At 68.9% G+C, this 24,651-nt stretch carries 18 protein-coding genes; 12 read left to right on the forward strand and 6 right to left on the reverse strand.

Annotated elements, in window-relative coordinates; genetic code table 11:
* Window position 1: 1 nt before the first annotated feature.
* From ACWCQM_RS24760 to ACWCQM_RS24775, 4 genes are read left to right on the forward strand one after another with little or no spacing between them, the layout of a single operon-like run.
* A complete protein-coding gene (locus tag ACWCQM_RS24760; RefSeq protein WP_450917333.1) occupies window positions 2-2,047 on the forward strand; it encodes a vWA-MoxR associated conflict system protein in 2,046 nt (681 codons plus the stop codon).
* Window positions 2,044-3,030 carry an AAA family ATPase gene (locus ACWCQM_RS24765; RefSeq protein ID WP_450917334.1) on the forward strand — a complete coding sequence of 329 codons (987 nt, stop codon included), beginning with the start codon at window positions 2,044-2,046 and terminating at the stop codon, window positions 3,028-3,030. Before ACWCQM_RS24760 ends, ACWCQM_RS24765 begins: the two co-directional genes overlap by 4 nt.
* A complete protein-coding gene (locus ACWCQM_RS24770) occupies window positions 3,023-6,994 on the forward strand; it encodes a TIR-like protein FxsC (protein ID WP_450917335.1) in 3,972 nt (1,323 codons plus the stop codon). The genes ACWCQM_RS24765 and ACWCQM_RS24770 overlap by 8 nt, the downstream gene beginning before the upstream one ends.
* A 5-nt stretch (window positions 6,995-6,999) precedes the next feature.
* On the forward strand, window positions 7,000-7,497 hold the full coding sequence (locus ACWCQM_RS24775) for a GNAT family N-acetyltransferase (RefSeq protein WP_450917336.1): 498 nt from the start codon (window positions 7,000-7,002) through the stop codon (window positions 7,495-7,497).
* Window positions 7,498-7,536: 39 nt separating this feature from the next.
* On the opposite strand, the gene ACWCQM_RS24780 is transcribed toward ACWCQM_RS24775, so the two are convergent.
* Window positions 7,537-7,920: a VOC family protein gene (locus tag ACWCQM_RS24780; RefSeq protein ID WP_450917337.1), complete on the reverse strand. Its 384-nt coding sequence runs from the start codon at window positions 7,918-7,920 to the stop codon at window positions 7,537-7,539.
* 138 nt (window positions 7,921-8,058) lie between these two features.
* Here ACWCQM_RS24780 and ACWCQM_RS24785 point away from each other — a divergent pair, with 138 nt between their 5' ends.
* Together ACWCQM_RS24785 and ACWCQM_RS24790 are read left to right on the forward strand one after the other, a co-directional pair.
* Window positions 8,059-8,358: a hypothetical protein gene (locus ACWCQM_RS24785; protein ID WP_450917338.1), complete on the forward strand. Its 300-nt coding sequence runs from the start codon at window positions 8,059-8,061 to the stop codon at window positions 8,356-8,358.
* Window positions 8,359-8,390: 32 nt separating this feature from the next.
* Complete coding sequence (locus tag ACWCQM_RS24790) at window positions 8,391-8,735, forward strand: SCO0607 family lipoprotein (RefSeq protein ID WP_450917339.1); 345 nt, start codon at window positions 8,391-8,393, stop codon at window positions 8,733-8,735.
* Window positions 8,736-9,222: 487 nt separating this feature from the next.
* Here ACWCQM_RS24790 and ACWCQM_RS24795 read toward each other — a convergent pair whose 3' ends face one another.
* The 3 genes from ACWCQM_RS24795 to ACWCQM_RS24805 all read right to left on the reverse strand — a co-directional run bounded on the left by ACWCQM_RS24795 (window position 9,223) and on the right by ACWCQM_RS24805 (window position 13,958).
* Entirely contained in the window at window positions 9,223-11,049 is a 1,827-nt protein-coding gene (locus ACWCQM_RS24795; RefSeq protein ID WP_450917340.1) for an ATP-binding cassette domain-containing protein, read from the reverse strand.
* On the reverse strand, window positions 11,046-12,905 hold the full coding sequence (locus tag ACWCQM_RS24800; RefSeq protein ID WP_450917341.1) for an ABC transporter ATP-binding protein: 1,860 nt from the start codon (window positions 12,903-12,905) through the stop codon (window positions 11,046-11,048). The genes ACWCQM_RS24795 and ACWCQM_RS24800 overlap by 4 nt, the downstream gene beginning before the upstream one ends.
* Before the next feature lie 432 nt (window positions 12,906-13,337).
* Complete coding sequence (locus tag ACWCQM_RS24805; RefSeq protein ID WP_450917342.1) at window positions 13,338-13,958, reverse strand: AAA family ATPase; 621 nt, start codon at window positions 13,956-13,958, stop codon at window positions 13,338-13,340.
* A gap of 177 nt (window positions 13,959-14,135) precedes the next feature.
* On the opposite strand from ACWCQM_RS24805, the gene ACWCQM_RS24810 reads away from it, so the two are divergent.
* The 4 genes from ACWCQM_RS24810 (at window position 14,136) to ACWCQM_RS24825 (ending at window position 17,692) form a co-directional block, all read left to right on the forward strand.
* Entirely contained in the window at window positions 14,136-14,723 is a 588-nt protein-coding gene (locus ACWCQM_RS24810) for a hypothetical protein (RefSeq protein ID WP_450917343.1), read from the forward strand.
* A 182-nt stretch (window positions 14,724-14,905) separates the two neighbouring features.
* Entirely contained in the window at window positions 14,906-15,553 is a 648-nt protein-coding gene (locus ACWCQM_RS24815; protein ID WP_450917344.1) for a hypothetical protein, read from the forward strand.
* A 465-nt stretch (window positions 15,554-16,018) separates the two neighbouring features.
* Window positions 16,019-16,714, forward strand: a complete 696-nt coding sequence (locus ACWCQM_RS24820) for a hypothetical protein (protein WP_450917368.1) — start codon at window positions 16,019-16,021, stop codon at window positions 16,712-16,714.
* Between the two features lie 222 nt (window positions 16,715-16,936).
* Window positions 16,937-17,692 (forward strand): hypothetical protein, encoded by a 756-nt coding sequence (locus ACWCQM_RS24825; RefSeq protein WP_450917345.1) that lies wholly within the window; start codon window positions 16,937-16,939, stop codon window positions 17,690-17,692.
* Between the two features lie 246 nt (window positions 17,693-17,938).
* Here ACWCQM_RS24825 and ACWCQM_RS24830 read toward each other — a convergent pair whose 3' ends face one another.
* On the reverse strand, window positions 17,939-18,544 hold the full coding sequence (locus ACWCQM_RS24830) for a lytic polysaccharide monooxygenase auxiliary activity family 9 protein (RefSeq protein ID WP_450917369.1): 606 nt from the start codon (window positions 18,542-18,544) through the stop codon (window positions 17,939-17,941).
* A gap of 399 nt (window positions 18,545-18,943) precedes the next feature.
* On the opposite strand from ACWCQM_RS24830, the gene ACWCQM_RS24835 reads away from it, so the two are divergent.
* Window positions 18,944-19,735, forward strand: a complete 792-nt coding sequence (locus tag ACWCQM_RS24835) for a calcium-binding protein (RefSeq protein ID WP_450917346.1) — start codon at window positions 18,944-18,946, stop codon at window positions 19,733-19,735.
* A gap of 1,079 nt (window positions 19,736-20,814) precedes the next feature.
* Here the strand turns inward: ACWCQM_RS24835 and ACWCQM_RS24840 are convergent.
* A complete protein-coding gene (locus ACWCQM_RS24840; RefSeq protein ID WP_450917347.1) occupies window positions 20,815-23,682 on the reverse strand; it encodes a hypothetical protein in 2,868 nt (955 codons plus the stop codon).
* Window positions 23,683-24,063: 381 nt separating this feature from the next.
* Here ACWCQM_RS24840 and ACWCQM_RS24845 point away from each other — a divergent pair, with 381 nt between their 5' ends.
* Window positions 24,064-24,342 carry a tyrosine-type recombinase/integrase gene (locus ACWCQM_RS24845; protein WP_450917348.1) on the forward strand — a complete coding sequence of 93 codons (279 nt, stop codon included), beginning with the start codon at window positions 24,064-24,066 and terminating at the stop codon, window positions 24,340-24,342.
* Window positions 24,343-24,651: the final 309 nt, after the last annotated feature.

Genomic DNA, 24,651 nt, shown 5'->3' on the forward strand with positions numbered 1-24,651 from the left:
AGTGGTCCGTCACGTGATCGTGGTCGCCTCCCAGTGCTCCACCATGCCCGAACTCGGTTCGCTGGAGGCGGCCGCCAGAGACCTGCACGCCGTCCTGACCGATCCGCATCTGGGCGGCGCCGAGCCGACGGATGACTCGTTCCTGCTGAACCCGGAGTCGCCCGAAGACGTGACCGCGGCCGTCCACGCGGCCGCCACCCGTGCGCAGCGGGACGGCGCGGTGCTGATCGTGGCCCTGCTCGGTCACGGGTTCACCACCCCCGCGCTGCGCTTCATGGTCCAGGGCTCCCGAGTGACCTCATCGGGCTCAGCCGTGGATGTTCCGGGGCTCCTCGGGGAGGTGGCCAACGAGGCCGAGGGAGTGATCGCCCTCATCGACACCTGTCACGCCGGTGCCGCCCCGCCTCCCCCCGACGTCCTGGCCAGCGGAGTCAGGGCCGGACAGGTCCAGTTCGCCGTCATCATGGCCGCGGCCGCCGACCAGGACGCGTACGGCATGAACCTCTCCGTCGCTCTGGCCTCGGTGATCCGGCGAGGGCTGGACGGCCGTGGCCAGCACCTGCTGGTCGACGACGAGCTGATGAGCGGCGTCCGGGCCGAGGTGCGGAAACTGGACGGCGGCCAGACCATCGGCCGCTCGGTCTTCGACCAGTACGACTTCGCCGTGGGCCCGCTCTGGCTGGCCCACAACGCACGCGCCTCGTACGGTGCCGGGTCCGAGATCGGTCCGGTAGCCGCCCGGCTGCTGGACGAGGCGAGCGAGGGATGGCCGGACAGACCCGCCCGCTGGACCCACGCCTCCCTGACCGCCCTTCTCAGCTCCTCCGCCGCCGATCAGCACCCGGCCCAGAAGATGTGGGTCGAGGAGATCAAGGCCGGTCTGCAGGAGTGCAGGAAGACCGTCCAAGTGCTGAAGGAACACCTCCCGGACGCCATGCGGACGCACGTGCTGCGCACGGCCGCGAACCGGGCCGGCTTCCCCGCGTCCCTGGTGGACGGTCCCCGACTGCGTGATCTCGTCGAACACGCAGTCCTTGGAGGCGACCATTTCGAGCGATCCGAGCGGTCGAGGCACGACTTGCTCGGGCGGCTGGTCGCCGCGCTCCTGGTCGGGGCGGGCATCACGCCCCCGGCGGAGCTGAACAAATGGATCGAAGACCACGGGGATGTCGAGTCCTTCAAGGACGCATACGAGGAATTCCAGCAGTGGGATCAGTCCGCCCGAACCCGTCTCGTGCTCGGGATCCCCTCCCTCGCAGGCAGACGCCGCAGCAACGGCGACAGCGCGCTGGAATGGCCGAGGCGGTTGCACGCCTGGGTGATCCAGGGAGGCAAGACCCTGGGCTCGAACGAGTTCGAGGCCTCCACCCGTGACGAGGCCGGGCTGGCCGCTGTCATCAAGGCGGCGATCAGGTGGGCCCGCAGCCGTCTGCCCGCGGGCGAGCGCCTGCAGCACATAGACATCGCCGCCTGCGGGCGGGTCCTGGCACAGTGGCATCCGGAAGAGGCCCGGACCGGGCTCCAGAAACTCGGTATCGCGCACCGGGTCACGCTGCGGTGGAACAACTCGATCGTGCGGGACGAGGGGGCGGAGTGGGACGCCTCTGAGCTGAACTACCTCGCCGAGGACGTTCTCGAGTCCCTGGAGGCGGGCAACACGGAGCTCTCCTGGCTGGGACTCGCCGACATAGCGGACCTGGAAGACCTCGTGGAACGGCTGGCCTCCGAGACAGGGCGCCCCTGGGCGCTGGAGGAGCGTCCCGCCGGTTGCGACGAGACACTGGCCACCCTCGCCGCGTACGCCCCCATCCTGATCTGGCCCGAGCACGCCACCGCCGCACCCGGGCAGTTCCGCGCCACCGTGGACGGGTTGTGGAACCAGATCCGGAACGAGCAGGACTGGCAAGCCGGCCGTGCGCTCAAGCCCGGCGACGGCACGCCGAACGGTCTGCGGCAGGTGCGACGGGTGTGGCACGACCGGCAATGGCTCGATTTCTGCAAACAGTTCGAGCCATCCCTGAGCAGCCCCGAAGAGGAGACCTCATGACCTGGAGTCCTTACTACCGGGGCGACGGTGTCGCACGCGAACCGGAACTCCCGCCGCCTCCCCCTTGGCGCATGCCGGGGAACGACGTACCCGAAGGCGTGCCGTACCAGCCCGATCCCGGCCTCGTCGATGCCGTCAACGCGGCGCTGCTGCTGCACCGACCGCTCCTGCTCACCGGGCCCGCCGGCTCCGGGAAGTCCACGCTGATCAAGCATGTGGCCCACGAGGTCGGCCTCGGACGCGAACTCCACTGGCACATCACCTCGCGCAGCACCCTGACCGAGGCCCTGTACCGCTACGACGCCCTCGGCCGCATCCACGCCCAGAACCTGCGCAACGCGGCGGGCCCGGCGCGCTCCCGGCTGGCGGGCCGAGGCCGGAAACAACGCGGTGACGACATCGCTCCCTTCCTGAGGCTCGGTCCTCTGGGCACCGCCTTCGCCGCGGTGGAGCGGCCGCGCGCCCTGCTCATCGACGAGATCGACAAGAGCGACCTCGACCTGCCCAGCGACCTCCTGGACATCCTGGAGCGCGGCCGGTTCGAGATTCCGGAACTGTCCCGCCACCACCGGAAGCGCGTGCCCGTACGGCTCCACGACGACACCGCGACCGTGGACGTCGTGGACGGTGTCGTCCCGTGCACGCTCTTCCCTCTGATCGTGATGACCAGCAACGGCGAACGCGACTTCCCGCCGCCCTTCCGGCGACGGTGCATCCGGTATTCGATGCCCGTACTCACGGAGGAGAGTCTCACCGGGATCGTCGCCGCCCATCTCAGCGCCCCGGGCGAGGACGAGGACGCGGAACAGCTGACCACCGGCGTCCAGGAGCTGATCGCGGGCTTCGCGGGACGGCTGGCCAACGGCGAGCATCTGGCCGTCGACCAACTGCTCAATGCCGTCCACCTCATCAGGCAGCCCCTCCAAGGACAGCAGAGGAAGGACCTGACCGACCTTCTGCTCCAGGGCCTGGGCCGTGACTGATCCGCCGGAGCCGTTCGGCCGCCTCGGCGCGCTCGCCGCCCGGCTCGGACTGACGGCCGAGGAACTGGCGGACGCCGTACTGCTCGCGGCGTCCGGCTACCAGGGAGACGCGGCGGCACCCGGAACGCCGGTGGACGACACGAGCTCCGGCACCGTGGTTCCGAGATCCCCGGAACAGGAGCCCTCGCCGACGACGGACCCACCGCGCGACCAGCCGGCCGCGGGCGGGCACAGGATCTCCGCGTACGGCGCGGCCGACGGGGAGACCCAGCCCGGCGTACGTCTGACGCTGGGCCAGGCCGCGGCGCTCCCTCAGGCCCTCGCCATCGGACGGGCGCTGCGCCCGCTGCGGCGGCGCTGGCGGCACGGGCACCGTACGGAACTGCACGTCGACGCGACCGTCGAGGACTACGCGCGCACCGGTCTGCTCGTACCCCACCTGGTGCCGATGCCGGAACGGTGGCTGGACGTCACCGTCGTCCTGGACCGCAGCAGCAGCATGAGCGTGTGGGACCCGGCAGTGGACGGACTGAACAGGATCCTGCGCTCCCTCGGCGCGCTCCGCACGCTGAACACCTGGCACCTCACCTGGAGCGGCGCCGACCCCGTCCTCCACGACCAACGCGGCGCGCTCGTCCCGGCCGGCCAGGCCGGACGCCGCGAAGGCCAGCCGGGCCGACGGCTCATGCTCATCCTGAGCGACTGCGCGGCGCCGGGGTGGCGCGGCGAGACACTCTGGCGGCACATCCACGTCTGGAGCCGGACGACAAGTCTCGCCCTCTTCAACCCCCTCCCACCCCGGCTCTGGCACCGGACAGCACTGGACCTGCCGCTCACCGTGACGACCGCGCCGGAGCCGGTGGCCCCCAGTGGAAGCTGGCTCTACGAACCCAAGGAACCGCGTCGCTGGCGCCGGGAGAGCGGCATCCACTCCTGGCGGGCCGTCCCTGTGCTCGGCACGGACCCGGAAGATCTCCGGCGATGGGCCCATACGCTGATGCGCGGCGATCCGGAAGGCTGCACGGCCGTCCTGATCCCCGACACCGGACGCCCACCCCGACGAGCACCGAGTCGGCTCCCGGCCCGCCCGGCCGCACCGGCCCCCAAGCCGGGCGCCAGGGCAGAGGCCTTTCTGCGGACCGCCCGTACGCCGGCCACCCAGCTCGCCGTCCACGTCGCCGCTCTCGACACCTTCACCCTTCCGATCCTCCACGCGCTGCGAGAACAGGCCGTACCCGAGGCCCGCTTGGACGACTTCGCCGAGCTGCTCACCGCCGGCCTCTGCACCGTTCTGCGCAACCCGGAGGCGGATGATCTGTACACCTTCCGCCCCGAAGCCCTGACTCGGCTCCGCCAGGAGCTGACCCGCCAGACCGCATGGCGTACCCACCAGGCCCTGACCCGGCACATCGCGAGCCGCCCCTGGACCCCGGAGGGGCTCACCGCTGTCCTGCACACGGCCACGGGTACCTCTCTGCCCACGGCCCTGGTGCCCTTCGCGGAGGCGGCCGACTCGGTGCTCCGGCAGTTGGGCGTCACCATCCCGACGGCCCCCGATCGCGTCCCGACTCCGGCATCCGCCCCTGCCCCGACCCAGGTGACCGACCCGTCGACACGTCCCGTTCCGCCCGAACCCGCCTCGGACGTAGCCAGTGCTCTGCGGGAACGTCTCCAGGAGGCGCGGAATGTGGCCCCGCAGGAATGGGTCGCCAAGATCCGGCTCCTGGAGTCACTTGCCGCCGACTCCGAGCAGCTTCTCGGCGAGCGTCATCCCGACACTCTCAGTGCGCGCGCGTTTCTTGCCGCTGCCTATCTCGGGGCTGGCCGGATCGGCGAGGCCATCGCTATCGCGACGCGGGTGCTGGCCGATCGTGAGGCGGTCCTCGGAAAGCGTCACCCGGACACGCTTACCGCGCGTTCCCAGCTGGCGGTTTCCTACTACGAGGCGGGGCGGATCGACGAGGCCATCGCTATCGAGACGCGGGTGTTGGCCGACAGCGAGGAGGTTCTGGGGGAGCGTCACCCGGACACGATCATCGCGCGCGGCAATCTCGCGGCTTCCTACAATCGGGCGGGCCGGATCGATGAGGCCACGGCTATCCGTGAGCGGGTGCTGGCGGACAGCGTGGAGGTTCTGGGGGAGCGTCATCCGGACACGTTCATCGCGCGCGCTCACCTCGCCACCTCGTACCATCAGGCGGGCCGTAGCGTGGAGGCCACGGCTATCCGTGAGCGGGTGCTGGCGGACAGCGTGGAGGTTCTGGGGGAGCGTCACCCGGACACGATCATCGCGCGGGGTAATCTCGCGTCTTCCTACGATCGCGCGGGCCGGGTCGATGAGGCCACGGCTATCCGTGAGCGGGTGTTGGCGGACAGCGTGGAGGTTCTGGGGGAGCGTCATCCGGACACGTTCATCGCGCGCGCTCACCTCGCCACCTCGTACCATCAGGCCGGCCGGGTCGATGAGGTTACGGCTATCCGTGAGCGGGTGTTGGCCGACAGCGTGGAGGTTCTGGGGGAGCGTCACCCGGACACGATCATCGCGCGGGGCAATCTTGCCGCTTCCTACCTTCGAGCCGGTCGCATCGATGAAGCCAGGGCCCTCGAAGACCGGCGACCCGGCGGGGAGACGGCAACCGACTTCCTCCCGGCTCCGGAAGCTGCCGAGCCTCCAGCGGATCGGGTTGCCGGGCCTGGCCCTGGGACGGACACGGGTTCAGACGACCTTGGCCCAGCCGTCCCTGTTACGAGGACAGTCCGGCCCCCGCGCCGGGTGTCCCCGTACTTCTTCCTGAGCTACGCGCACACACCGGGGTTCGGCGGTGGTACGAGGCCCACGGACATGGGGGTCGAGCGGTTCTTCCGGGATCTGTGTGGCCATGTGATGGCCATGACCGGCCTGCCCGCAGATTCACCCGTCGGATTCATGGACCGGGAGATGTATCCCGGCGAGAGCTGGTCGGAGCGGCTGAGCGAGATGCTGGCCGAATGCAGGGTCTTCGTCCCGCTGTATTCACCGCGCTACTTCACCAGCGAGATGTGTGGGAGAGAGTGGCACGCTTTCGAACAGCGAACCATTCACCACCGCGCGACACGGTCGAATCAGACTGGGGAGTCGAGCATCGTCCCCGCGCTCTGGGTACCGGTGGCTCGCAGCCAACTGCCTCCCGCTGCCGCCGGCTTGCAGTTCACGCACCCATCCTTGGGAGAACGCTATGCCAGGGACGGGCTGTATGGACTGATCCAGCTCAGGCGCCATGCCGAGGAGTACGAACGCGTGGTGTACGAAATCGCGAAACGCATTGTCAGCGTCGCGGAGACCGTGAAGCTGACACCTGGTAGACCGATCGATCTCGACCTCGTTCCGAGTGCTTTCGGATCGCCGAGCAGTCAGCCGCAAGGCATGAGACCCATCCAGATCACCGTAGTCGCGCCCACGCGTGGCCATCTGCCGGAGGGACGCGACCCGCGGTACTACGGCGGCAGTGCACAGGACTGGAACCCTTACCATCCGGCGTCCGCAGTTCCCCTGGTCCATGTCACCGCAGATCTGGTGCGTTCCCTCAACCATCAGACTGTCACCACGTCGTTCGACATGGAGTCCGGACGTCAGGGAAGAAGGCAGCCGCCCGACAGCCCGGAGATTCTGCTGATGGACCGCTGGGCCCTTCAGGACGAGGACCGCCGACGCAGGCTTGCCGCCCACGACGCGGAGAACCCGCCCTGGACGGCGGTGATCGTGCCCTGGAACCGGGACGACGGCCAGAGCCGGGCGGCCGAGGCGGAACTGACCGAGATGCTCGAACAGACCATGCCGGTCACGATGCGCCGTTCCCGAAGCTTCGCGAGCGGGGCGGCCGTGGGTGTCTTCAGCATGGAAACGTTCGGGATGACCCTTCCCGAGGTGGTCGAGGCGGTCGTCGGGCAGTACCGGCAGTACGCGACGGCCCCTCCACAGGCGTGAGGCCCATGTCCACGTACGAGACGATGTCCTTCCACCTCGGGACCGAGCGGCTGATCCTGCGGCCGTGGGCCGAGTCGGACGCCGCTGACTTCTGCGCCCTCCTCGCCGAACGCGGCAAGGGGGCACCCACGGTCGAGCGCATCCGGACGTCCATCGCGGAGCTGCTCACGGCGACGGCGGAGACGGGGATCGCCCTGCTGCCCGTCCAGCGTCGTGCGGAGGGCGATTTCATCGGCTACTGCGGGCTCATCATCGGCCGCTCCACCCTGGAGGAGCCCGAAATCGCGTACGAGATGGTCCAGCGCGTACACGGTTACGCCACCGAGGCGGCCGGGGCGGTGCTCGACGCCGCCGTCGCGACCGGCCGGGAGCGGCTCTGGGCGACCGTCGGCGCGTGGAACACACCGTCGTTGCGCGTCCTTGAGAAGCTCGCGTTCGAGCGGGACCACGTCTCCACCGAGGACAACGGCGACGTGGTCTGGCTCAAGCGCTCGTTGCCGTAACACCGCCGGCCGTTCCCGGGGCGGTCCCGGCGCTCGCTGTCAGGGAGCCGTGGCTGCCCGGTCGGAGTCGCTGCGCAGCACGCAGAACTCGTTGCCCTCGGGATCGGCGAGGATCGCCCAGCCCGAGCCGTCGGGATTCCGGTGATCGCCGACGAAGGTCGCACCCAGGGCGAGCAGCCGGTCCACCTCGTGATCGCGTGAGGTCTCCGGACGCAGGCACAGGTGGATCCGGTTCTTGACCGTCTTGGCCTCGGGCACCTGGTTGAAGTGCAGCACCGGCCCCTCCGCCAGCAGTACTTGTGTCTCCTGGGCACCCGGCCGGTCCTCCGGATGCATCGGGCGACCGGTCACACTGCTCCAGAACCGTGCCAGCTCGTAGGCATCCGCACAGTCGATCGCCACATTCTGCAATACCGAGACCATGGGTGCGAGGCTCCCTGATCCTCGCCCGGAAGGCCAGCGAGTTGTGCTGCATCCTCCGGGGAAGTCCTGAGGGGCACAAGGTACGCCGTGCACAAAGGCCCGTGCCGTCGGCCGGGTTGGCCAACGCGGAGGAGGACGGTGCGGGCAGGGGACCGATTCGCGGGCAGGTACCGGCTGGACTCGCCGTTGGGGCAGGGTGGCATGGGCGAGGTCTGGAAGGCGTACGACGGCGAGCTCGGCCGTGCGGTCGCGCTGAAGACGATGCTCGCCGACGCCGACGCCGATGGACCGGTCCGGCGGTTCAGACGCGAGGCGGCGATCGGCGCGAGGCTCCAGCATCCGGGGATCACCGTGGTCCACGACGTCGCCCTGGGTATCCACGCGTGCGATTCCCAGTACCTGTACTCAGGGAACCGCGCTCCCGCGCGGCGAGAGTGAGGGCAGAACGAACGACGCGACTGGAGACGAGCATGTACCTGCCCCGCAGAACGAACCGAGCCGCCACCGCCTTCCGGCCCGGACGGGCCCGCATCATCGCTGCCGCCCTCGCGAGCGCGGCCGCGGTCGTGGCACTCGGCGGATGCGCCGGCGTCGAGTACAAGGAAGACATCTGCAGCGGCGGCGAGTACCCCGTTCTGTCCGTGGGAGGCACGGGCTCCGCCTGCGTCCCGGACGAGGAGGAGCCCCCGGCGGGATTCGCGCGGTACCCGGAGGGCAAGGTGCCGCGGCAGGTCGACGACAAGTGGGACGTGTACTGGGACACCCACACGCTCGACAAGGACGGCAACATCATCGACGCCCCCGACGCGAACTGAACCGGACGGCCCGGCACGCTTCCGGTTCTCTCAAGATTCCTTCCGGGGCCGGGTCGTGGCAGCTCAGCCATGCCGGTCACGGAACGCATCAGCCGGCACGGCGACGGCCCCCGAGAATGCCTTCGCTGTCGGCCAAGGTGCCTGGCCATGACGGGGAGGGCGGGCCCGGAGTCCCGCCTTGACAGGCCTCGAACCCCGGTGTGAATCTTGTACCGATTCTCTGTCGAAGCGCTTGCGCGGTAAATCGTCCGAGGTCCCGACGGCCTGCCGGAGCAGCGGACCGATGCGCCTGCGCTGGACGAGCTCGTTCTCCTGGAAGAAACTGGTCGCCAACAGCGAGCGCCCGTTGGGCGAGCTGGACCACGAAGGCGAGGACGGCCCGGACGGGGGCCACTGACCTCACAGCAGGGCGGCGGCGGCCCCGACGGCCGGCGCCCCCGCGCATGCCGGTCGCAGGAGGCATGCGCGGGGGCGGCGGGCCGGCCGGTCAGCCGGAGTAGGCGTCCGCCTGAATGCCGTAGAGATCGGCGTACCGGCCTCCCTCGATGGCGACCAGTTCGTCATGTGTGCCCGCCTCGATCAGCCGGCCCTGGTCGAGGGTGAGGATGAGATCGGCCCCGGTGGCGGTCGAGAACCGGTGGGTGACGATCAGCGTGATGGCGCCCGTCCGCTCGGCGACCTCCCGGGCACGGGCGATGTAGCGCTCGAAGATCTGCTGCTCGCTCGGGGCGTCGAGCGATGCCGTCGGTTCGTCCAGCATCAGCAGCAGGGGGCCGGGGCGCATCGACGCCCGGGCGAGGGCGACCTTCTGCCACTGGCCCTCGGACAGGTCCACGCCCCCGAAGTCCCGGCTGAGCTCCGTCTCCAGTCCGTCGGGAAGTGCCTCGACCAGCGTCTCGGCGTCGGCCGCCGCCACGGCCCGGCCGACCGTCCCGGCATCCTGGGAGTGCGGCAGGTCACCGAGGCCGACGCTCTGCCGGAAGGTCGTACGAAACCGGCCGAAGTCCTGGAACGCCGCACTCGACCGCGCGCGCCAGCCCTCCGTGTCCAGGGTGGCGAGGTCCACGCCGTCGACGAGGACCCGGCCACTGCTGGGCTTGTAGAACTTGCAGAAGAGCTTGACCAGGGTCGTCTTGCCCGATCCGTACTCGCCGACCAGCGCGACCACCGAGCCCGCCGGCAGGTGGACACTGATGTCGTCCAGGGCGGGGCGTCGGGAGCCGGGGTACTGGTAGGTGACGTTCTCGAAGGTGATGCCCTCGCGCAGGACCCCGGGGGAGGGCTCCGTTCCGGCCGCCTCGGACCGTGCGGAGGCGGTGTAGTCGCGCATCCACAGATAGGGCTCGATGAGCCGTCCCGCCCGGGCGACGTTGGCCGTGAAGTTCACGCCGTTGAACACCGACTGGCGCAGGCTGCTCGCCACGGTGATCGCCAGCACCAGGTCACCGGCCGAGCTGTGCCCGCGCAGCACCTGGACGACGATCAGGGCCAGCCCGCCGCCGAAGCCGAGCGTGAAGATGGTCCAGCCGCCGAGCTTCCAGGCCGCGGCGACCAGCCGCGCGCGGTAGCGGCCGGCCATGGCCGCCTCCCATGCCGCGGCCTGCCTGCGGGCCAGTTCGGATCCCGCCCCCGCCACGCGGATCTCCTTGCCCGCGGCTCCGTCCGTACCGAGGTCGAAGAGCCGGCGCTGGAGACGGAAGGCCTCGGCCACGTCGGTCTCCGCCCGGATGATGGCGTTGCTGCCCTTCTGGTCGAACCAGAGCGGCAGCGCCGCGCACAGGAGCAGCAACAGCAGCCAGGGGTTGATCGTGCCCAGCAGGAAGAGGGTGACGACCAGTTCGATGAGGATGAAGAGGACACCGGTCGCCTGCCACAGGCTGAGCACGATCTCCCACGCGGAATTGCGTACGACGGTCAGCCTGTCGAGGTAATCCGGGCGTTCCAGGTGTTCCAGGCCTTCGAGGGTCGCTATGTCGTTGTAGATGCCGGGATTGACATCGAGCACCGCGACCTTGCCGATGAGAATACCGGCGCCGTTGGAGTCGAGTGCCCCCAGCACCATCAGCAGGGTGCCGGCGAGTCCCGCCCCGGCCGCGCAGGCCACTGCGGGCCAGACCTCTCCGCGCAGCGTCGCGTCCACCGCGCCGCGCAGGGCCAGGGCGTTGCCTATGACGGAGGCGACCATCAGGGCGGGGATGACGAACTGGAGGGACGTCAGCAACGGCATACGACGCCAGGACAGCCGTAGAAGTTCGTACCAGAGGGAGAAGTACCGCCGACGGCGGAACGGTTGCTCACTGGCCGGCTCGGTCATAGGTACTGGTCCTCCTCAAGCCTGTCCTCGAAGCCACGCTTGAACCGCGCGGCCTGGATCGTGAACATGGCCGCGTACCGGCCGTCCGCCGCCATGAGTTCGTCGTGCGTGCCCGACTCCGTGATACGTCCGTCCTCCAGCAGGACGATCCGGTCGGCCTGTCGCACGGTGGAGAGCCTGTGCGAGATCAGGACGACGCTCGCACCCGACCTGCGCTCGCTGAGCCGTGCGAAGACATCGAACTCCGTCCGTACGTCGAGATGAGCGGTGGGTTCGTCGAGAACCATGATCCGGGCTCCCCGGCGCACCGCGTAGAGGACGCGAGCCAGGACGACCTGCTGCCACTGACCGCCCGAGAGGTCGACGCCCCCTCTCGCGGCGCGGGTCAGCGGGGTCTCCCAGCCGTCCGGCAGACCGTCCAGCACCGCTTCCAGCCCCGCTTCCCGGGAGGCGGCCTCGGCGTCCGCCCGCTCCGCGGGCCCGCCCGACCTGCCGATGACCACGTTGTCGTGGACGGACAGGGGATACCGCACGAAGTCCTGGAAGGCCACCGCGATCCGGCGGCGCCAGGCGCCCGGGGCGAACGTGGCGATGTTCCGCCCGTCCGCGGTCACGGCCCCGCCGGTCGGCAGGTAGAGCCCGCAGAGCAGTTTGATCAGGGTCGACTTGCCCGCTCCGTTGAGTCCGACGACGGCCAGCAGTTCGCCCGGCCGGATCTCCAGATCCAGACGGTCCAGAACCTGGCGTTCCGTATGCGGATAGGCGAAGGAGACCTGCTCGAACCGGATGAGCGGTGGACGATCGAGGACCTCGGGTTCCCCCGCATCCCGGCCGTCGGGGCCGGCCACCGCCGCTCCCTGGGGGGCGAGCAGCTCGTGCAGCTCCCGCGTGGCGCGCAGGCACTCGGCGGAGGCGGTCGCGCTCCTGAGGTCCTCGCTCCAGCCGAGCGCCTGGAACACCGTCCAGCCGGTGACGAGGACCGCCGTCTCCACCGCGATGCTCGTCTCCCCCCGCACCGCGCTGTACGCCACCAGGGCGTACACGGCGCACAGCGGGATGCCGACGAGCAGGAGCTGGCTCCACTCGGCGCGCAGCATCCGCCCGATCGCCGTCCAGATGGGCTTCTCCAGGGCCAGGCTGTGCCGCTGGATCTGCTCGACCGACCACCCGCCCAGTCCGAAGACACGGATGTCCTTGCCCTCGGACGGGGAGATCGCCGAGTCCTGCCACATCTGCGCCTTCGCGCCCTCCACCGTGCCGGAGCGCCACGTCCGGACGTACCGCAGCGCCTGTCCCTGCCGCAGCGCCCAGTTGATCAGCGCGGGCACGAGCACCACGGGCACGAGCCACCAGGCGTACCCCGCGAGGACCACACAGGACCCGGCGACGCCGAGGAGGCCCGTGAGGATGCGGAGGAGGGCCACGGCGCCCTCACCCGGGGTGTGTTCGGTCCAGTTCTCCGGATCCGCCTTGGCCGCGCGGATCAGGGTGCGCGCCTGCGGGGTCTCCAGCTGTTCGATCGTCGGGGTGGACGAGACCAGCTCGGCGATCGACGCCCGGTGCACGCCGTCGATGGTGGCCTGGACGAGATAGCCCAGTGGCTCCAGAACGGTGTCCATGACGTGCCCGAGCAGAAGGACGGCGACGAACACCGCCAGCGGGGCCAGGGCCGTGGCCAGGGGCGGCAGCGTCGTACCCGCCGCCTCGAAGCGCCGTACCAGTTCCGCCAGCATGACGGCCGTCGCGGCCGGGAGCAGGCTGATCAGCCCCATCAGCACGGCCAGGAGCCAGCTGTGGGACCGCTTGGCGCTGCGGAGAGTCCGCAGTAAGCAGAGCCCGTCGGCAAGAGTGGTCACGTGGTCCTCTCTGTCGCACGCCCCGGTGGTGCGACTCCGGGGCCGCGCCGTCCCCTGTCCGGCCCCGGTTCGGCGGAGGGGTGAGGAACGCTGTTCTCGAGAACCGCTGCCGCGGTGGGTGTGAGAGACGCCGTGGGGGTGCGGATTGGCTGTTCTGTCGAATCGCTTCGACTTCAACGATCGATGAAGCTAACACCAACGCGGTGTCGCGGCAAGGTGCCTATGCGGCACAACTGAACCACTGGAAACAGGAGTTGAGCCCATCTACCGTGGGTGCTGGCAAGGCCCCAGCTGGTGGCGGGACCCGGGGTGAGCCTCCGTGCAGAGCCCCGCTCTTTCGAAGCGCTTCAACGCAGTGCTCTGCGCAGTGCTCTGCTTGCGGCGGGGCCCGAGCGCTCTCTCGGCGGCACCCGGGGGTTGGTGAGGGAACGGCTACGTCAAGAGTTGTGGATCGGGTCCTCCGCGTCGGCGGTGCTGACGGCCGGGGTCGAGGAGATAGAGGCCTCTTGCGACGCCTTGCAGGATGCTGTCGGCGGTCGCCTCGGCGGTCAGGCCGGTGGAGTCCAGGACGTGGGTCTCATAGGCGCCCAGGCTGCTGAACTGGCCGTGGAGTGAGCGGATCGGCTCGGGGTCGGTCAGCGCGTCGCCGGTGCGGGCGGCCGCGCGCTCCAGGGTGGTGCGCTGGTCCGGCCGAAGGACGACGTAGCTCAGGGGCACGGCCTGTTCCGTGGCCGCGGCGCGGAAGAGGTCGATGAACCAGGGGCCGACGACCCCGTCGCAGATCACCTGGTAGCCGCCCTCGGCGTAGCCGAACGCCGCAGAGACCAGCACCCGCAGGACCACCTGGTTCTGCTCGTGCGCTTCGGGCAGGTACGGCGCGATCCAGCCCTGCTTGATGGAGCGCCAGAAGTCGTCGGTGTGCAGGTGGACGCTGGGCGTCAGGCGATCGGCCAGCAGCTGCGCCACGGTGCTCTTGCCGGCTCCGGGGGGCCCGGTCAGGACGATCACCTGGCCGCGGCGGGGTGACGTCTGATCGAAGGTCGGCGGGGTCATGCCGCCACCGTGCCACGTTCGACCGGCGCACCGCACTCGACTTTCGCTCCTGCGCGGATCAGAGGTCTCGTTCTGCCCCGAACAACAGCTGTGATGCGGAGCGAGGTCGGTGATCCCGCTGCACATGTCCGTCGTGAGACGTACCGTACGCAGCCACGAGCACTGGAGGGGAAGATCATGGGCGACTGGTTCCAGACGATCGTCGACACCGAGGCCACGCCGGGGGAGGCGCAGGGGCTCTCGGCGAACATTCTCGATTGGCTGATCGCAGACGGCTTCGTCTCGGAGGAACGTACCGACTGCGTCCTCGGCGCTGACGCCGGGCACCCGCCAGGGGCGCGCTACGGTGCGGCCGTCGAGGACCCGGATCCGGATCTGGTCAATGTATGGAGCAACGGCCTGCACGTCACCGTGGGCCGTACGGTCTTCGATGCCGGGCAGGGCGAACCCTCGGCCGTCACCTGCCCGAACTGCTCGGCGGAGACGCCCCTCGTCGACCAGTACTGGACTCCCATCGACGAGGGGTGGGACCGGTTCAAGGACGCGGTGGGCTCCTGGGCCGAGGGGCACGACGAGCCCGTCGCGTGCCCGTCCTGCGGCCGGACAGCTCCCGTTCACACGTGGATCTGGGCCGGCGACTACTTCGCGTTCGGTCATCTCGGTTTCACGTTCTGGAACTGGCCCGGTCTACGCCCGGAGTTCGTCGCGGACTTCTCACGCCGTCTCGGTGGCCACCGCACCGTACTGCTCGAAGGCAAGCTCTGAGTGGGTGTCCGAGGAGATCTTGTCGATATCCGGTGTAGATGTCCACGCGGCCCTGCCTCGGGACCGCAAGCTCGCGGGGGAGCGGCACGCGCCGTGCCCATCCTGCCGTCTGCCACCGTGCACGGCAGTGGTGAACGCCGCCACGAGCAAGAAGACCCTCACCAGTAAGTTAGGTAGTACACATGCGCAAGGCACCTATCGCGTTCGCGGCCGTCCTGGCCGCCCTCGGACTCGGGATCTCGGGCTGCGACGACGGCAGCGACACGGATGGCTCGGCGGCGAAGGAGTCGCCCGCCGCGTCCGCTCCCCAGTCGCCCGCCCCGGAGAGCCCGGCCGCCGCCGAGGGCGGAAGCGAGGGCGAAGACGCCCCGGCCGCGGGTGACGTCACGAAGCCGGGCACGAAGCTGACGGTGGGCGACCGAGCGGTGCTGCCGTTCGAGTACACCAGCCAGAAGAAGGGCACCATCGCGGTCACCGTCACGGCGATCACGAAGGGCGCCGAGTCCGACATGGCCAAGTTCGGGACCAAGGCGAAGGGCATGACGCCGTACTTCATCAAGCTGAAGGTGGAGAACGTCGGCGGCACCGACCTGTCGTACGCCTCACTGAAGCTGAGGGGTGTCCTTGCGGGCGGTCAGGGCACCGGGGTCATTCTGATCGGCGACATCCCCGGCAAGTGCGACAGTGAGAACGCCTCGGCCGAGTTCATCACCAAGGGCGCTTCGTTCGAGACGTGCAGCCTGAGCGCGACCAAGGGCGAGCCGGTCACGGGCGCCGAGTTCGACGAGGGGGACGCCTACGGCGACAGCCCCGTGGTCTGGACCAGCTGACGCGTCGTGGCCCGCTGCGGGCTCAAAGTCCCGGAGAGGTCCCGGAGATGCCGCCGCGCCCTGTCCGACCGGCTTGGTAGCCGGTCGGACAGGGCGCGGCAGCTTGCGCCTATCAGATGTCCCGGGACTCCCGTACGACACGACACAACGCGCGCCGGCCGTGCGTACGGCAAGGGGCGGCGCTCGGGCTGAGTGGAAGTCTCAGGGTGCGCTGCTCACGCTGGCGGGTGAACGGGCCTTGCCCGTTCACCCGCGTGTGACCCCGGAGGACCGCCTTTCGCGAGGCGGTCCTCCTCGTCCGGGCATGCCCCCTGAGCTGGGATGCCGCAATTCAACGCCAGCTCTTGGGAGCCGAGTTGCTGAGACGGAACCCGGACATGCACGAGATCATTCCAGGATGGGCTCAGCCTTAGTGTCAACGGTGTCAGCAGGAAGCACTGCACACGAAAGCCACCGGAGATCATGATGCGTTCGCGCCTCGTCGCCCGTTCCTCCCGTCTCGTCCTGGCCGTCGCGGCCGTAACGGCCCTCGCCGCCACCACCACCGCCTGCGGCCCCGAGGACGTCGCGGACGCCGACGGCGCCACCGCCCCCTCCGCGGTCGCCTCCACCGGCAGCGACAGTGCCTCCAGCGACAGTCCCTCCGCCAGCGGCTCCAGTACCGGCGGTTCGTCCGCCGGCGGCTCCGACTCCGACGGAGCCGGCGGCTCCACCGACGAGGCCGGCTCCGGCGGCGGCGAGAAGAGCGGCTACGGGCAGTCCTGCGGAACCAACGACCTGGAGTTCACGGTCACCTCGGAGTCCCAGGCCGGCGGCTACTACCTCGTGACGGCCAAGGCCAAGTCCGGCATCACCTGCTACCTGGACGTCAACACCCCCAGCGTGGCCTTCGGCTCCGGCGCCGACGGCGTCGCCTCCCCTGTCGGGCAGGGGGGCGAAGACCCCATCAAGCTCAGCGGCTCCGCCGTCGCCTACACCGGAATCAGCCCCAAGACCACCAACAGCAGTGCCGGCAAGGAGTTCGAGAACGTCATCATCGCCACCACCGACGACGACCCCGACCCCGCCGAACTCAAGCTCCCCGACACCGCCAGCGTCGACAAGCCCATCGTCACCAACTGGGCGACCAACCGCGCCGAGGCCGTCCCCGTCATCGTCTGACACCTCCATGCCGGGAGACCCTCTGTGAGAACTGACGACCACTCAGGGATGCAGCCGACGTGTCGCGATGTCGTGCCCCTTGCCCTCAAGGGGCACGACACCCCGCCGCTCAGATGTCCCGGAAGAGACCTGGCGGCTGGCCCGGAGGCTCCGGGTCCCAGTGCGTCACACCGGCAGCAACTGCCACTGCCTGCCTCGGTGATCGCCCTCCACCATCGCGGCGTGCACGCCTACTACGTGGCCGCGGGGACGACTCCCGTCCTCGTGCACAACTGCGACGACATCGCACTGGGCAAGCAGACCGTCGACGGTGACGACATGGCTCTGGACATCTTCGCCATGGAGCGGGGAGCCACCACCTACAAGGAATGGGACGAACATCCACGTCAATCTCGACAGGATCGAAGTTCCCGTCGCGCATGCGAAACTGGGCAGTTCGCTCGAACCGACGCCCGAGATGCAGGGGGCGACACGGTGGGAGATGTACCAACCAGCCAGTCGTCCGGCGCATGGAGCAGGGCGACCTGGTACCGCAAGGGGAAAAGGTGGGGAACCCGTTTGAGTGAGGCACAGGCCTCCGGTAAGAACGTTCTCTGGTCGAGTCCGCTGACCTTCCAGCTGTGGTTCTACGGCATCGGGCACTCCCAACTGCTCATCCACAGCATGTCGGGCCAGGGGCAGGATACGGAGCCGATCGGTATCCGGTTCGAGGCGGTGGAGCGGATGAACGTCGGCCGCACGTTCCGTGGTCTCAGCCTGGAGTCGGCCGACGACGCCCTTCTGGAGGAGATCGCCGCCACGGGCTACCTCAGGCCGCGCCCGAATCCGCTGCTGGCGCTCGCCCTGCGCAGTGCGGACGCGGTGAGCTGGGTCGTCTGCTCGAAGGTGGCGGTCGGGGTGTCCGAATTCGTCGACGGGCAGGCCGGATTCTCCCTGGATCCGGTCCATTTCGCCACGCGGGCGAGGAGACCGGACTGACCTGACCGACCGCGTGTGACCTTGGAGGACCGCCTCATGCGAGGCGGTCCTCCTCGGTTCGGAGGCCGTCCCGGCATGGACGCCTCGGACGCCGAAACGGCAGGTCTCGGCCGGATCGACCCCTGCGGTCAGGAATGCAGGAGGCCCCGCCGGGACAGGGTGCCCCCCGTCCCGACGGGGCTCGGTCGGTGGACGGCGCTTCGGGACCGTCGCCCGAGACCGGTGCCATGTGCGGCGCTCCTGGGCTCAGCCGAAGCTCACGTCGCTGCACCACATGTAGGCCTGGTCGAGGTGCGAGGCCTGCCAGATCACGAACACGATGTGGTGCCCGGTGTAGCCGGAGGTCTGGACGGGGAACGTGATGTCCTGCGCCGGCGCGTAGCTGCCGGTCTGCGTGATGAAGTCGAGGTTGCCCCAGCCCAGGGTCTGGGTCTTGGGGTCGAAGCCCTGCTTGCTCACGTAGACCTTGAAGTAGTCGGCGCCGTGGGACGCCTGGTCGTACAGGTGCACCGAGAAGTTGTTGCCGACCGTGGTGGTCTTCCACGCCCCGGGCTTGTCCAGGCTGGCGTTCCGGGACAGGTTGTTGCTGCAGAGCGTCCCGTCGGGGGTCTTCGCCTGGAACTGGCCGCCGAGGCCGTCACGCAGAGCACTCATCCAGTTCCACATGGTGTCGGTGTTGGCCTGCCAGGCCTGCCAGCACATGGGGTCCTGGGTCTGCATGGCCGGGTTCATGTGGTTGCTGCCCCATGTGTCCCAGCACTGGTACGCGCGGGTGGCGGGGCCGACGATGGTGCCGTGGGCCTGGGCGGGGGTCGACCAGGCAAGCGCGCCGGCGACGACGGCGAACAGCATGACGAATGCCTGGAGGGGTCGGCGGAGGTACGACCTCGAACGCCCGGTTAACGGAATCTTGTTGTGCATGTGGGGGTACTCCTTCCAGTGGCAAGGCTGTGATGGGAGCGCTCCCAACGGTACGACTTACGCGTGAAGTGTCAATGAAGCAAACCAACTTGGTTACGGGACGGGTGGGCAGGGGATGTGCGGTGAGCCGGATGCAGGTCCTCGCGGTTATGTCGGGAGGGAGACCGGCTTGCCATGACCCCGCGTCGGTTTTGTGGTCTTGCGGATCCGGGCCGGCCGAGGAGACTGCCTTCATTCCCCGGTCCCCTCCGTACCCGGCAGCACCACGCCGAAGAGGTCCGAGCGGCCCCGGGCAGATCGGTCCACCGTCACTCCCCCGGATGAGGTCTCATGAACCGGAACCGAGCCGTCGTCAGCGCCGTCACCGTGACCCTGTTATCAGCCGGCCTCGCCGTCGGCCCTGCCTCCGCTTCCGCCTCTGATTCCGCCTTCGCCTCCGCCTCCGAGGCGAAGGCGCGTGTCGGGGGCGACTGGGAGACCCGGACGATCGTCTTCACCGCCGCTGCGGGGCAGACCAACGACCTCAGCATCTACCCGATGTACACCAGCGACGGGATCCGCCGGATCGGCTTCAGGGACGTGGTCCCGCTGGAACCGGGCGAGCACTGTGCGTACTCCAATGCCGAGGACACCACCGCCGTCGTCTGCGAACTGCCCGCCGACGGCGCACGGCCCGACACGATCAACGTCTTCCTCGGCGACGGCAACGACACGATCGCCGCCTTCACGCCCGGAATGAACACGGTCAGCGGCGGCGCGGGTGACGACGAACTGCACGCCCACACCGCCCGCACGGTGCTGGGCGACGCGGGGGACGACATGGTCATGGGGCCCGCGACCCTGCACGGCGGGGACGGCATGGACCACCTGATGGGCGACAGCGAGAACCAGCGGATGTGGGGCGGCCGAGGCGACGACATGATCGAGGGCTACGGCGGTGACGACACCGTGTACGCCGGCTCCGGCAACGACCACGTCATGGGCGGGGACGGCCGGGACATCCTGCTCGGCGGCTCCGGCGACGACATGGTGCACGGGGAGGGCGGCGACGACTTCGTCTGTGGTGGCACCGGGAAGGACGTCCTCGACGGCGGTGACGGCCGCGACATCGTCCTCCCGTGACCGGCGCTCCCTGCCCGAAGACCCCGAGGCGCCGAAGTTCCCGATTCTGACGAACGCCAGTGGCGGCGCGGGTAGAAGCGCAGGTCGTCAGGCATTCAGGGATGTCGTGCCCCTTGCCACCGAGGGGCACGACACCCCGCCCGTCAGATGTCCCCGGAAGAGACCAGCGAGCACCGTGACCTGCTGCGATGGGCGTGCGGTGGCTGCTGACCTGCGCGAATGGCCTTTCGGCTCTTTCATGCTCGTGCCGGTTGATGGGGCTGTAAGTCCCAGAAAAGTCCCAGGGGACTCCCACACGGCTCACGGGCGACTTTCGGCTCAATGCGGCAGTACGGGTTCATCGAACGGCCTCGTTTCCGGCGCGGGCGGTGGAGCCTAGGCGTCGAGTGGCTGGCGCTCGGCCGATACCTTGCGGGATGGTGGAGTCCTGATGATCGACGACGACTCTGCGGTCGCTGATGGCGGTGAGCCGGCAGCGCCCGTTAACCCTCGGACGCCGTACAGCGAGAGGCCCGTCGCGCGAGCCCGGCGGGAGTCGGCTCATGAGTTGATCGAGCGGCTCCTCGCCGAGGGCCGCGTTCGGGTCACCGCCCCTGATGACGACGAGGTCACGGAGTGGCGGCGTGTCGTCAACTATGCGAAACGGCACGGCCTGGAACTAGCGGGCAAGCGCATCGAGAAGGTTCCGTACGGTGGGCCGAGGCTGGAGCTGCTTCCTGCGGACGGCCCGCATCCCAATGCGCGGAGTCAACGGCCGAAGGAGAACCGGATTCGGTTCCCGTTCCCTCACGACTGGGGAACCTCCATCCGGCCGTGTCGGCGCTCAGAGACGACGAGCGCCGACTGGCCATGCCGTCTGGGCTCCGCTGAAGGTCGATTCTGCTGCTGCAGGGACTGCCAGCTGAGGCGGTCCGGCGAGGGTACGAGATGCGGAAGGCCCACTCGTTATCTCAGGGGATGGAGCCCTGACGGGCCGGAACGGCGGGACGGTCGGTGAGGCGCGCATGAGCAGTTCGCCGACCTGCTGCCGGTGACGCATCATGTGGAGTGCGTTGTGATCCTGGCCGGTAGAGTGGCGCTCAATCCATTGCCCTCCTGCCGGACCTCCACTGACCTACGTGGGCTTCGCCACCCGAGACCGTGGCGAGACAGTCAGCGGCTTCCTCCATGACGCATGCCATGCCGTCGGGGTCATCGGCGAGCAGCGCGACCGTCTGTTCGTAGCAGCTCAGGGCTTCTGCGCAGCGCCCCTGTGCGCACAGGCACCGGGCTTTCCAGAGGGGGACCGTCCACAGGGGCACCGTGCCGACGTCGGCTGCGGTCGCGGCTTTCTCGGCCAGCTCCAGCTGTTCGTTGGCCTGAGTGAAGTCTTCCTGTGCGATGAACAGGCGGGCGAGCGCGATGTGCAACTCGACGATGAGCAAGCTGATGCCCCCGCTCACGCGCAGCAACCCCCGCAGCTCGTCCTCGGTGCTGCTGCACTCCGCCAGTTCCAGCTGAAGGTCGAGCCGGGTCTGGATGAGGTCGACGAGACTCGCGGGGCTTGCCGGGGAGTCGTTCCCGGCCGGCATGTAGAGACTGAGGAGACGGCTGATCAACGTGATGGCCGCGCGTTCACGTCCCCCGTGCAGAAGCAGGCCGAGCAGTTGCAGGGAAATGTCGTGGTAGAGGGGGGAGAGCTGTTCGTCCGCTTCATCGAGTCGGGAGAGGAGCGCACCGTACACGCTCTCTGCCTGTTCCGTCTGACGCGTTTCCGTGAGCGCGTGACCTACCTGGTGAAGCAGAGGGATGCCCAGTTCGGCCGGTTCCGTCTCGATGGCGGACATCAGCGCCTGCGCCTCCGCGGCCGCCCTCTCGTCCTTGCCCTGTGCCGCGAGCACCAGGACAAGGACCGAGTGGATCAGCAACCTGTTGCTCACGGAGCCGCTCGAGCGCAGGCCGTCCAGAATCGCGCGCAGCTGTTCTTCAGCGGCGGGCAGCTGTCCGGTCGACTGCAGGGCGCGCGCCCATCGGAACTGGAATTGCAGTGTTTCCGCGTCCTGCGGCCCTCGCTCAGCGCGGCTCTCTTCGAAGAGCCGGCGAGCCTCGTCCACATTGCCGATGGCCTCGTAGTACTGGCCACGAATCGCGCCGACCACGGGGCGGTTTTCCGGCAGGGCGGCGGCACGCTCCATCATCAACCTGAGCAGTTCATGGGCCTGGCCCCGGTGGTTGGAGGCCAGGCAGTAGCCGTAGGAGGCCCATCCGACTTCGACGAACCAGGCCAACGACTCCACGTCGTTCGCGGGAGCGGAGCGCAGGGCAGCCAGAACATGGGGGACCAGGACCTGCCACCTTCGCCATTGATCAGGCGTATCCGTACCTCCTCCCATCCATCGCACGACGCGGGCGGCGGCCCGCCACACCTCGGCGGTTTCGTCTCCGCCGCGCACCTGTGCCGCGTTGGTCTCCAGTACCAGCGGGTGGGCTGTGAGGCACAAGTTTGCCGCGTTCGCCGTGCCGCTTCCGCCGACCGAGACGTCCACGTCGGCCAGGTTTAACAAGCCCACGTCGATGAGTGCGTCGATGGCCGCCTCGCCCTCTTCGAATCCTTCCGGGAACCCGTCCTCCGGAGCTAGGAGACCGTAGGCGAGCAGCACGGTGGGGAAGGGGGTCGGGGCGAAACACGACAGGACCCGCATGAGCAATCTGGCTTCAGGCAACCCTTGTCGGGTGAGCAGGTCGAGGCTGATCTCCCAGGTGTGGCTCACCAGTCGGCGAAGCCGCCGGTCGTCCGTGCCCGACGTGAATGATCCACCCGCGTCGAGCAGTGGGGCGCCCAGCCGATCGAGTTCGGCCGTGTACCCGGCGAAGTCCCCCACGGGCCGGACATCCATGACGCCGCGCGCGAAGCCCAGGCTCCTTCGTGTCTTCGCCAGATATGAGCCTGCCAAGTGCAGTCCCAGGGGCAGCCCGCCCAGTCTCGCGGCGAGTGTACGAGCGTCCTCCACCGGCCCGGCGTCTCTCGCCAGGTCAGTGAGGACCTTCGCCCCGTCCTCGGCGGACAGCATGTCCACCGCTCGGCACACTGCTTCCGTTCCCCACAGCAGGGGGTTGCCGACGCGACTCGTCACAACGGTGAGGCCGGAACGACTCGGCCGGATCCACCCTGTGCCGTCCCCCGGCGAGCCGTGCTCCGAAGCGACGACCGAGAGGTCGTCCACGGCGTCGACGACGAGCAGCCAGCGCTCGCCCGCACGGTCCAGACAACGCCACACCAGATCCAGCGCGCTTGACTGCCCCGCCCATGCGCGACTGAGGCCGTCTTCGGCCACGCCCAGTTCACGGGCCACCTGAGACATACCCGTCAGCAACCGCTCGTTCGTCGTCGCCGACACCCAGAACACCTGATGTCCGAGGTCCCGGGCGTGCCGGGCAAGCCGCAGCGCCGCTGTTGTCTTTCCACATCCGCCGAGCCCGTGCAGAACCTGCACCTGCTCGTGCCCCTCGGCCAGCGCCCGCTCCAGATCGGCCAACAGGCTGTCCCGGCCATGAAGGCGGGCGGGCAGCTCTCCGTACGGAGGCCGCACCGAGTAGGTTCCCGGCGTCGGCCCGGAGGCGGACGGGCCGTCCCCGGCCGAACGGCGAGGGAGGCCCTTGGTCTCACGGCGTCGTTCCCGGTCCGCCGCTGTCCGTCTCATCTGCCATGCGGCCACCCCGCGCCGAGGTGTGCCGGACCTCTGCTGGGCCCTTGCTTCGAGCAGTTCCACGAGGACGGCGAAGGGGCGGCCGTCCTCGGGAACGCTTTTGCCGCTGAACCACAGGCTGAGCTTGCTCTTGCCGAGACTGACCGGAGGACTCTGCTGGCGTCCCCACCGTGCGATCTGGGCGTACGTAGGGGATCCGGCGTTCGTGCGCAGCTGCCCCAGCTCCGTCGCGAGCCGCTTGGCCGCGGACTGGTCGTCCATCCGTCACCCGTTCAGTCCGAACTTTCGTTGAACGTCCATTTCACCAGGTCTGGCCTGCGGCGATGTCGGGTTCAGCAGGAAAACGACCCGCTGAACCCCGCACGGATCCGGATCAATGGCCGACGACCGGCTGAAGAGGCCGGACCTGGAGAGAGGACGTGCGGTGAAGGAATTCGCAGCGAAGTGGCGTGACCAGGCTTGGCGGTTCGAGGCGCTGAAAGCAGCGGGAGGGTGGGTGGTCTCAGGTCTTGTCCGTGAACTCGTCAGCCGCGGCCTGTCCTTGTGGTGGGGGTCATGAGCTGAGGCTTTCGGACGGGGACGCGTGGAGGAGGGAGCCCGCCTCAACTCGTTCCGGTCCTCGACGCATGTGGCGAGTGCAGGGTGGCAGATCTCGTGGATCTAGCTAGGTCGCGGGCCACCGCGTGCCTGCTATCCGACGGGGAGCAGCCCCCTGCCCCGCACTATCCGGCCCAGTCCATACGCCACACCTGCGCCTCGTGGCTCGTCCAGAAGGGAGTCTCCCTCTACAAGGTCCAGTACCTCCTCGGCCACGAGAGCTTCCAGACCACCCGGCGCTACGCGCACCTCCAGCCCGATGCCCACAACGCAGTGCTCGAAGCGTGGGAGCAGTTGGACGTTGCACTCACCGTCGCGGCATGAGTGAAGCTCCGCTCCATCCGGCACGGATGGAGCGGAGCTTCTTACCTACTCGGCGGAGTGCTGGTCCTCAGCCGGTGATGAGCCTTCTAGGCTTTGACCGCCAAGGGGCCGTCCCGAACTAGTTTGTGAGGTCACGCCTTGCCGACGATGGATCGTCTGCCATCGGACCAGCGACTTTCCCATAGGCACTCGGCCACCATTAGGACTGCAAGTGCTCGTGACAGGAGTGGCCTTGTCAGTGCTGGGGGTGATGATGGCTACTCACGTACTTCTTGTCCATGGGGGGCACGGTGCACCTGAGTCGTATCG

This window comes from Streptomyces sp. NPDC002125 (genome assembly GCF_053593715.1).

What these genes read in the sequence shown, in the direction of transcription:
- ACWCQM_RS24790 (WP_450917339.1), top strand. Translation starts at nt 8,391, where the DNA reads ATGTACCTGCCCCGCAGAACGAACCGAGCCGCCACCGCCTTCCGGCCC.
- ACWCQM_RS24775 (WP_450917336.1), top strand. Translation starts at nt 7,000, where the DNA reads ATGTCCACGTACGAGACGATGTCCTTCCACCTCGGGACCGAGCGGCTG.
- ACWCQM_RS24840 (WP_450917347.1), bottom strand. Translation starts at nt 23,682, where the DNA reads ATGGACGACCAGTCCGCGGCCAAGCGGCTCGCGACGGAGCTGGGGCAG.
- ACWCQM_RS24815 (WP_450917344.1), top strand. Translation starts at nt 14,906, where the DNA reads ATGCGCAAGGCACCTATCGCGTTCGCGGCCGTCCTGGCCGCCCTCGGA.
- ACWCQM_RS24780 (WP_450917337.1), bottom strand. Translation starts at nt 7,920, where the DNA reads ATGGTCTCGGTATTGCAGAATGTGGCGATCGACTGTGCGGATGCCTAC.
- ACWCQM_RS24810 (WP_450917343.1), top strand. Translation starts at nt 14,136, where the DNA reads ATGGGCGACTGGTTCCAGACGATCGTCGACACCGAGGCCACGCCGGGG.
- ACWCQM_RS24795 (WP_450917340.1), bottom strand. Translation starts at nt 11,049, where the DNA reads ATGACCGAGCCGGCCAGTGAGCAACCGTTCCGCCGTCGGCGGTACTTC.
- ACWCQM_RS24835 (WP_450917346.1), top strand. Translation starts at nt 18,944, where the DNA reads ATGAACCGGAACCGAGCCGTCGTCAGCGCCGTCACCGTGACCCTGTTA.
- ACWCQM_RS24805 (WP_450917342.1), bottom strand. Translation starts at nt 13,958, where the DNA reads ATGACCCCGCCGACCTTCGATCAGACGTCACCCCGCCGCGGCCAGGTG.
- ACWCQM_RS24830 (WP_450917369.1), bottom strand. Translation starts at nt 18,544, where the DNA reads ATGCTGTTCGCCGTCGTCGCCGGCGCGCTTGCCTGGTCGACCCCCGCC.
- ACWCQM_RS24820 (WP_450917368.1), top strand. Translation starts at nt 16,019, where the DNA reads ATGCGTTCGCGCCTCGTCGCCCGTTCCTCCCGTCTCGTCCTGGCCGTC.
- ACWCQM_RS24765 (WP_450917334.1), top strand. Translation starts at nt 2,044, where the DNA reads ATGACCTGGAGTCCTTACTACCGGGGCGACGGTGTCGCACGCGAACCG.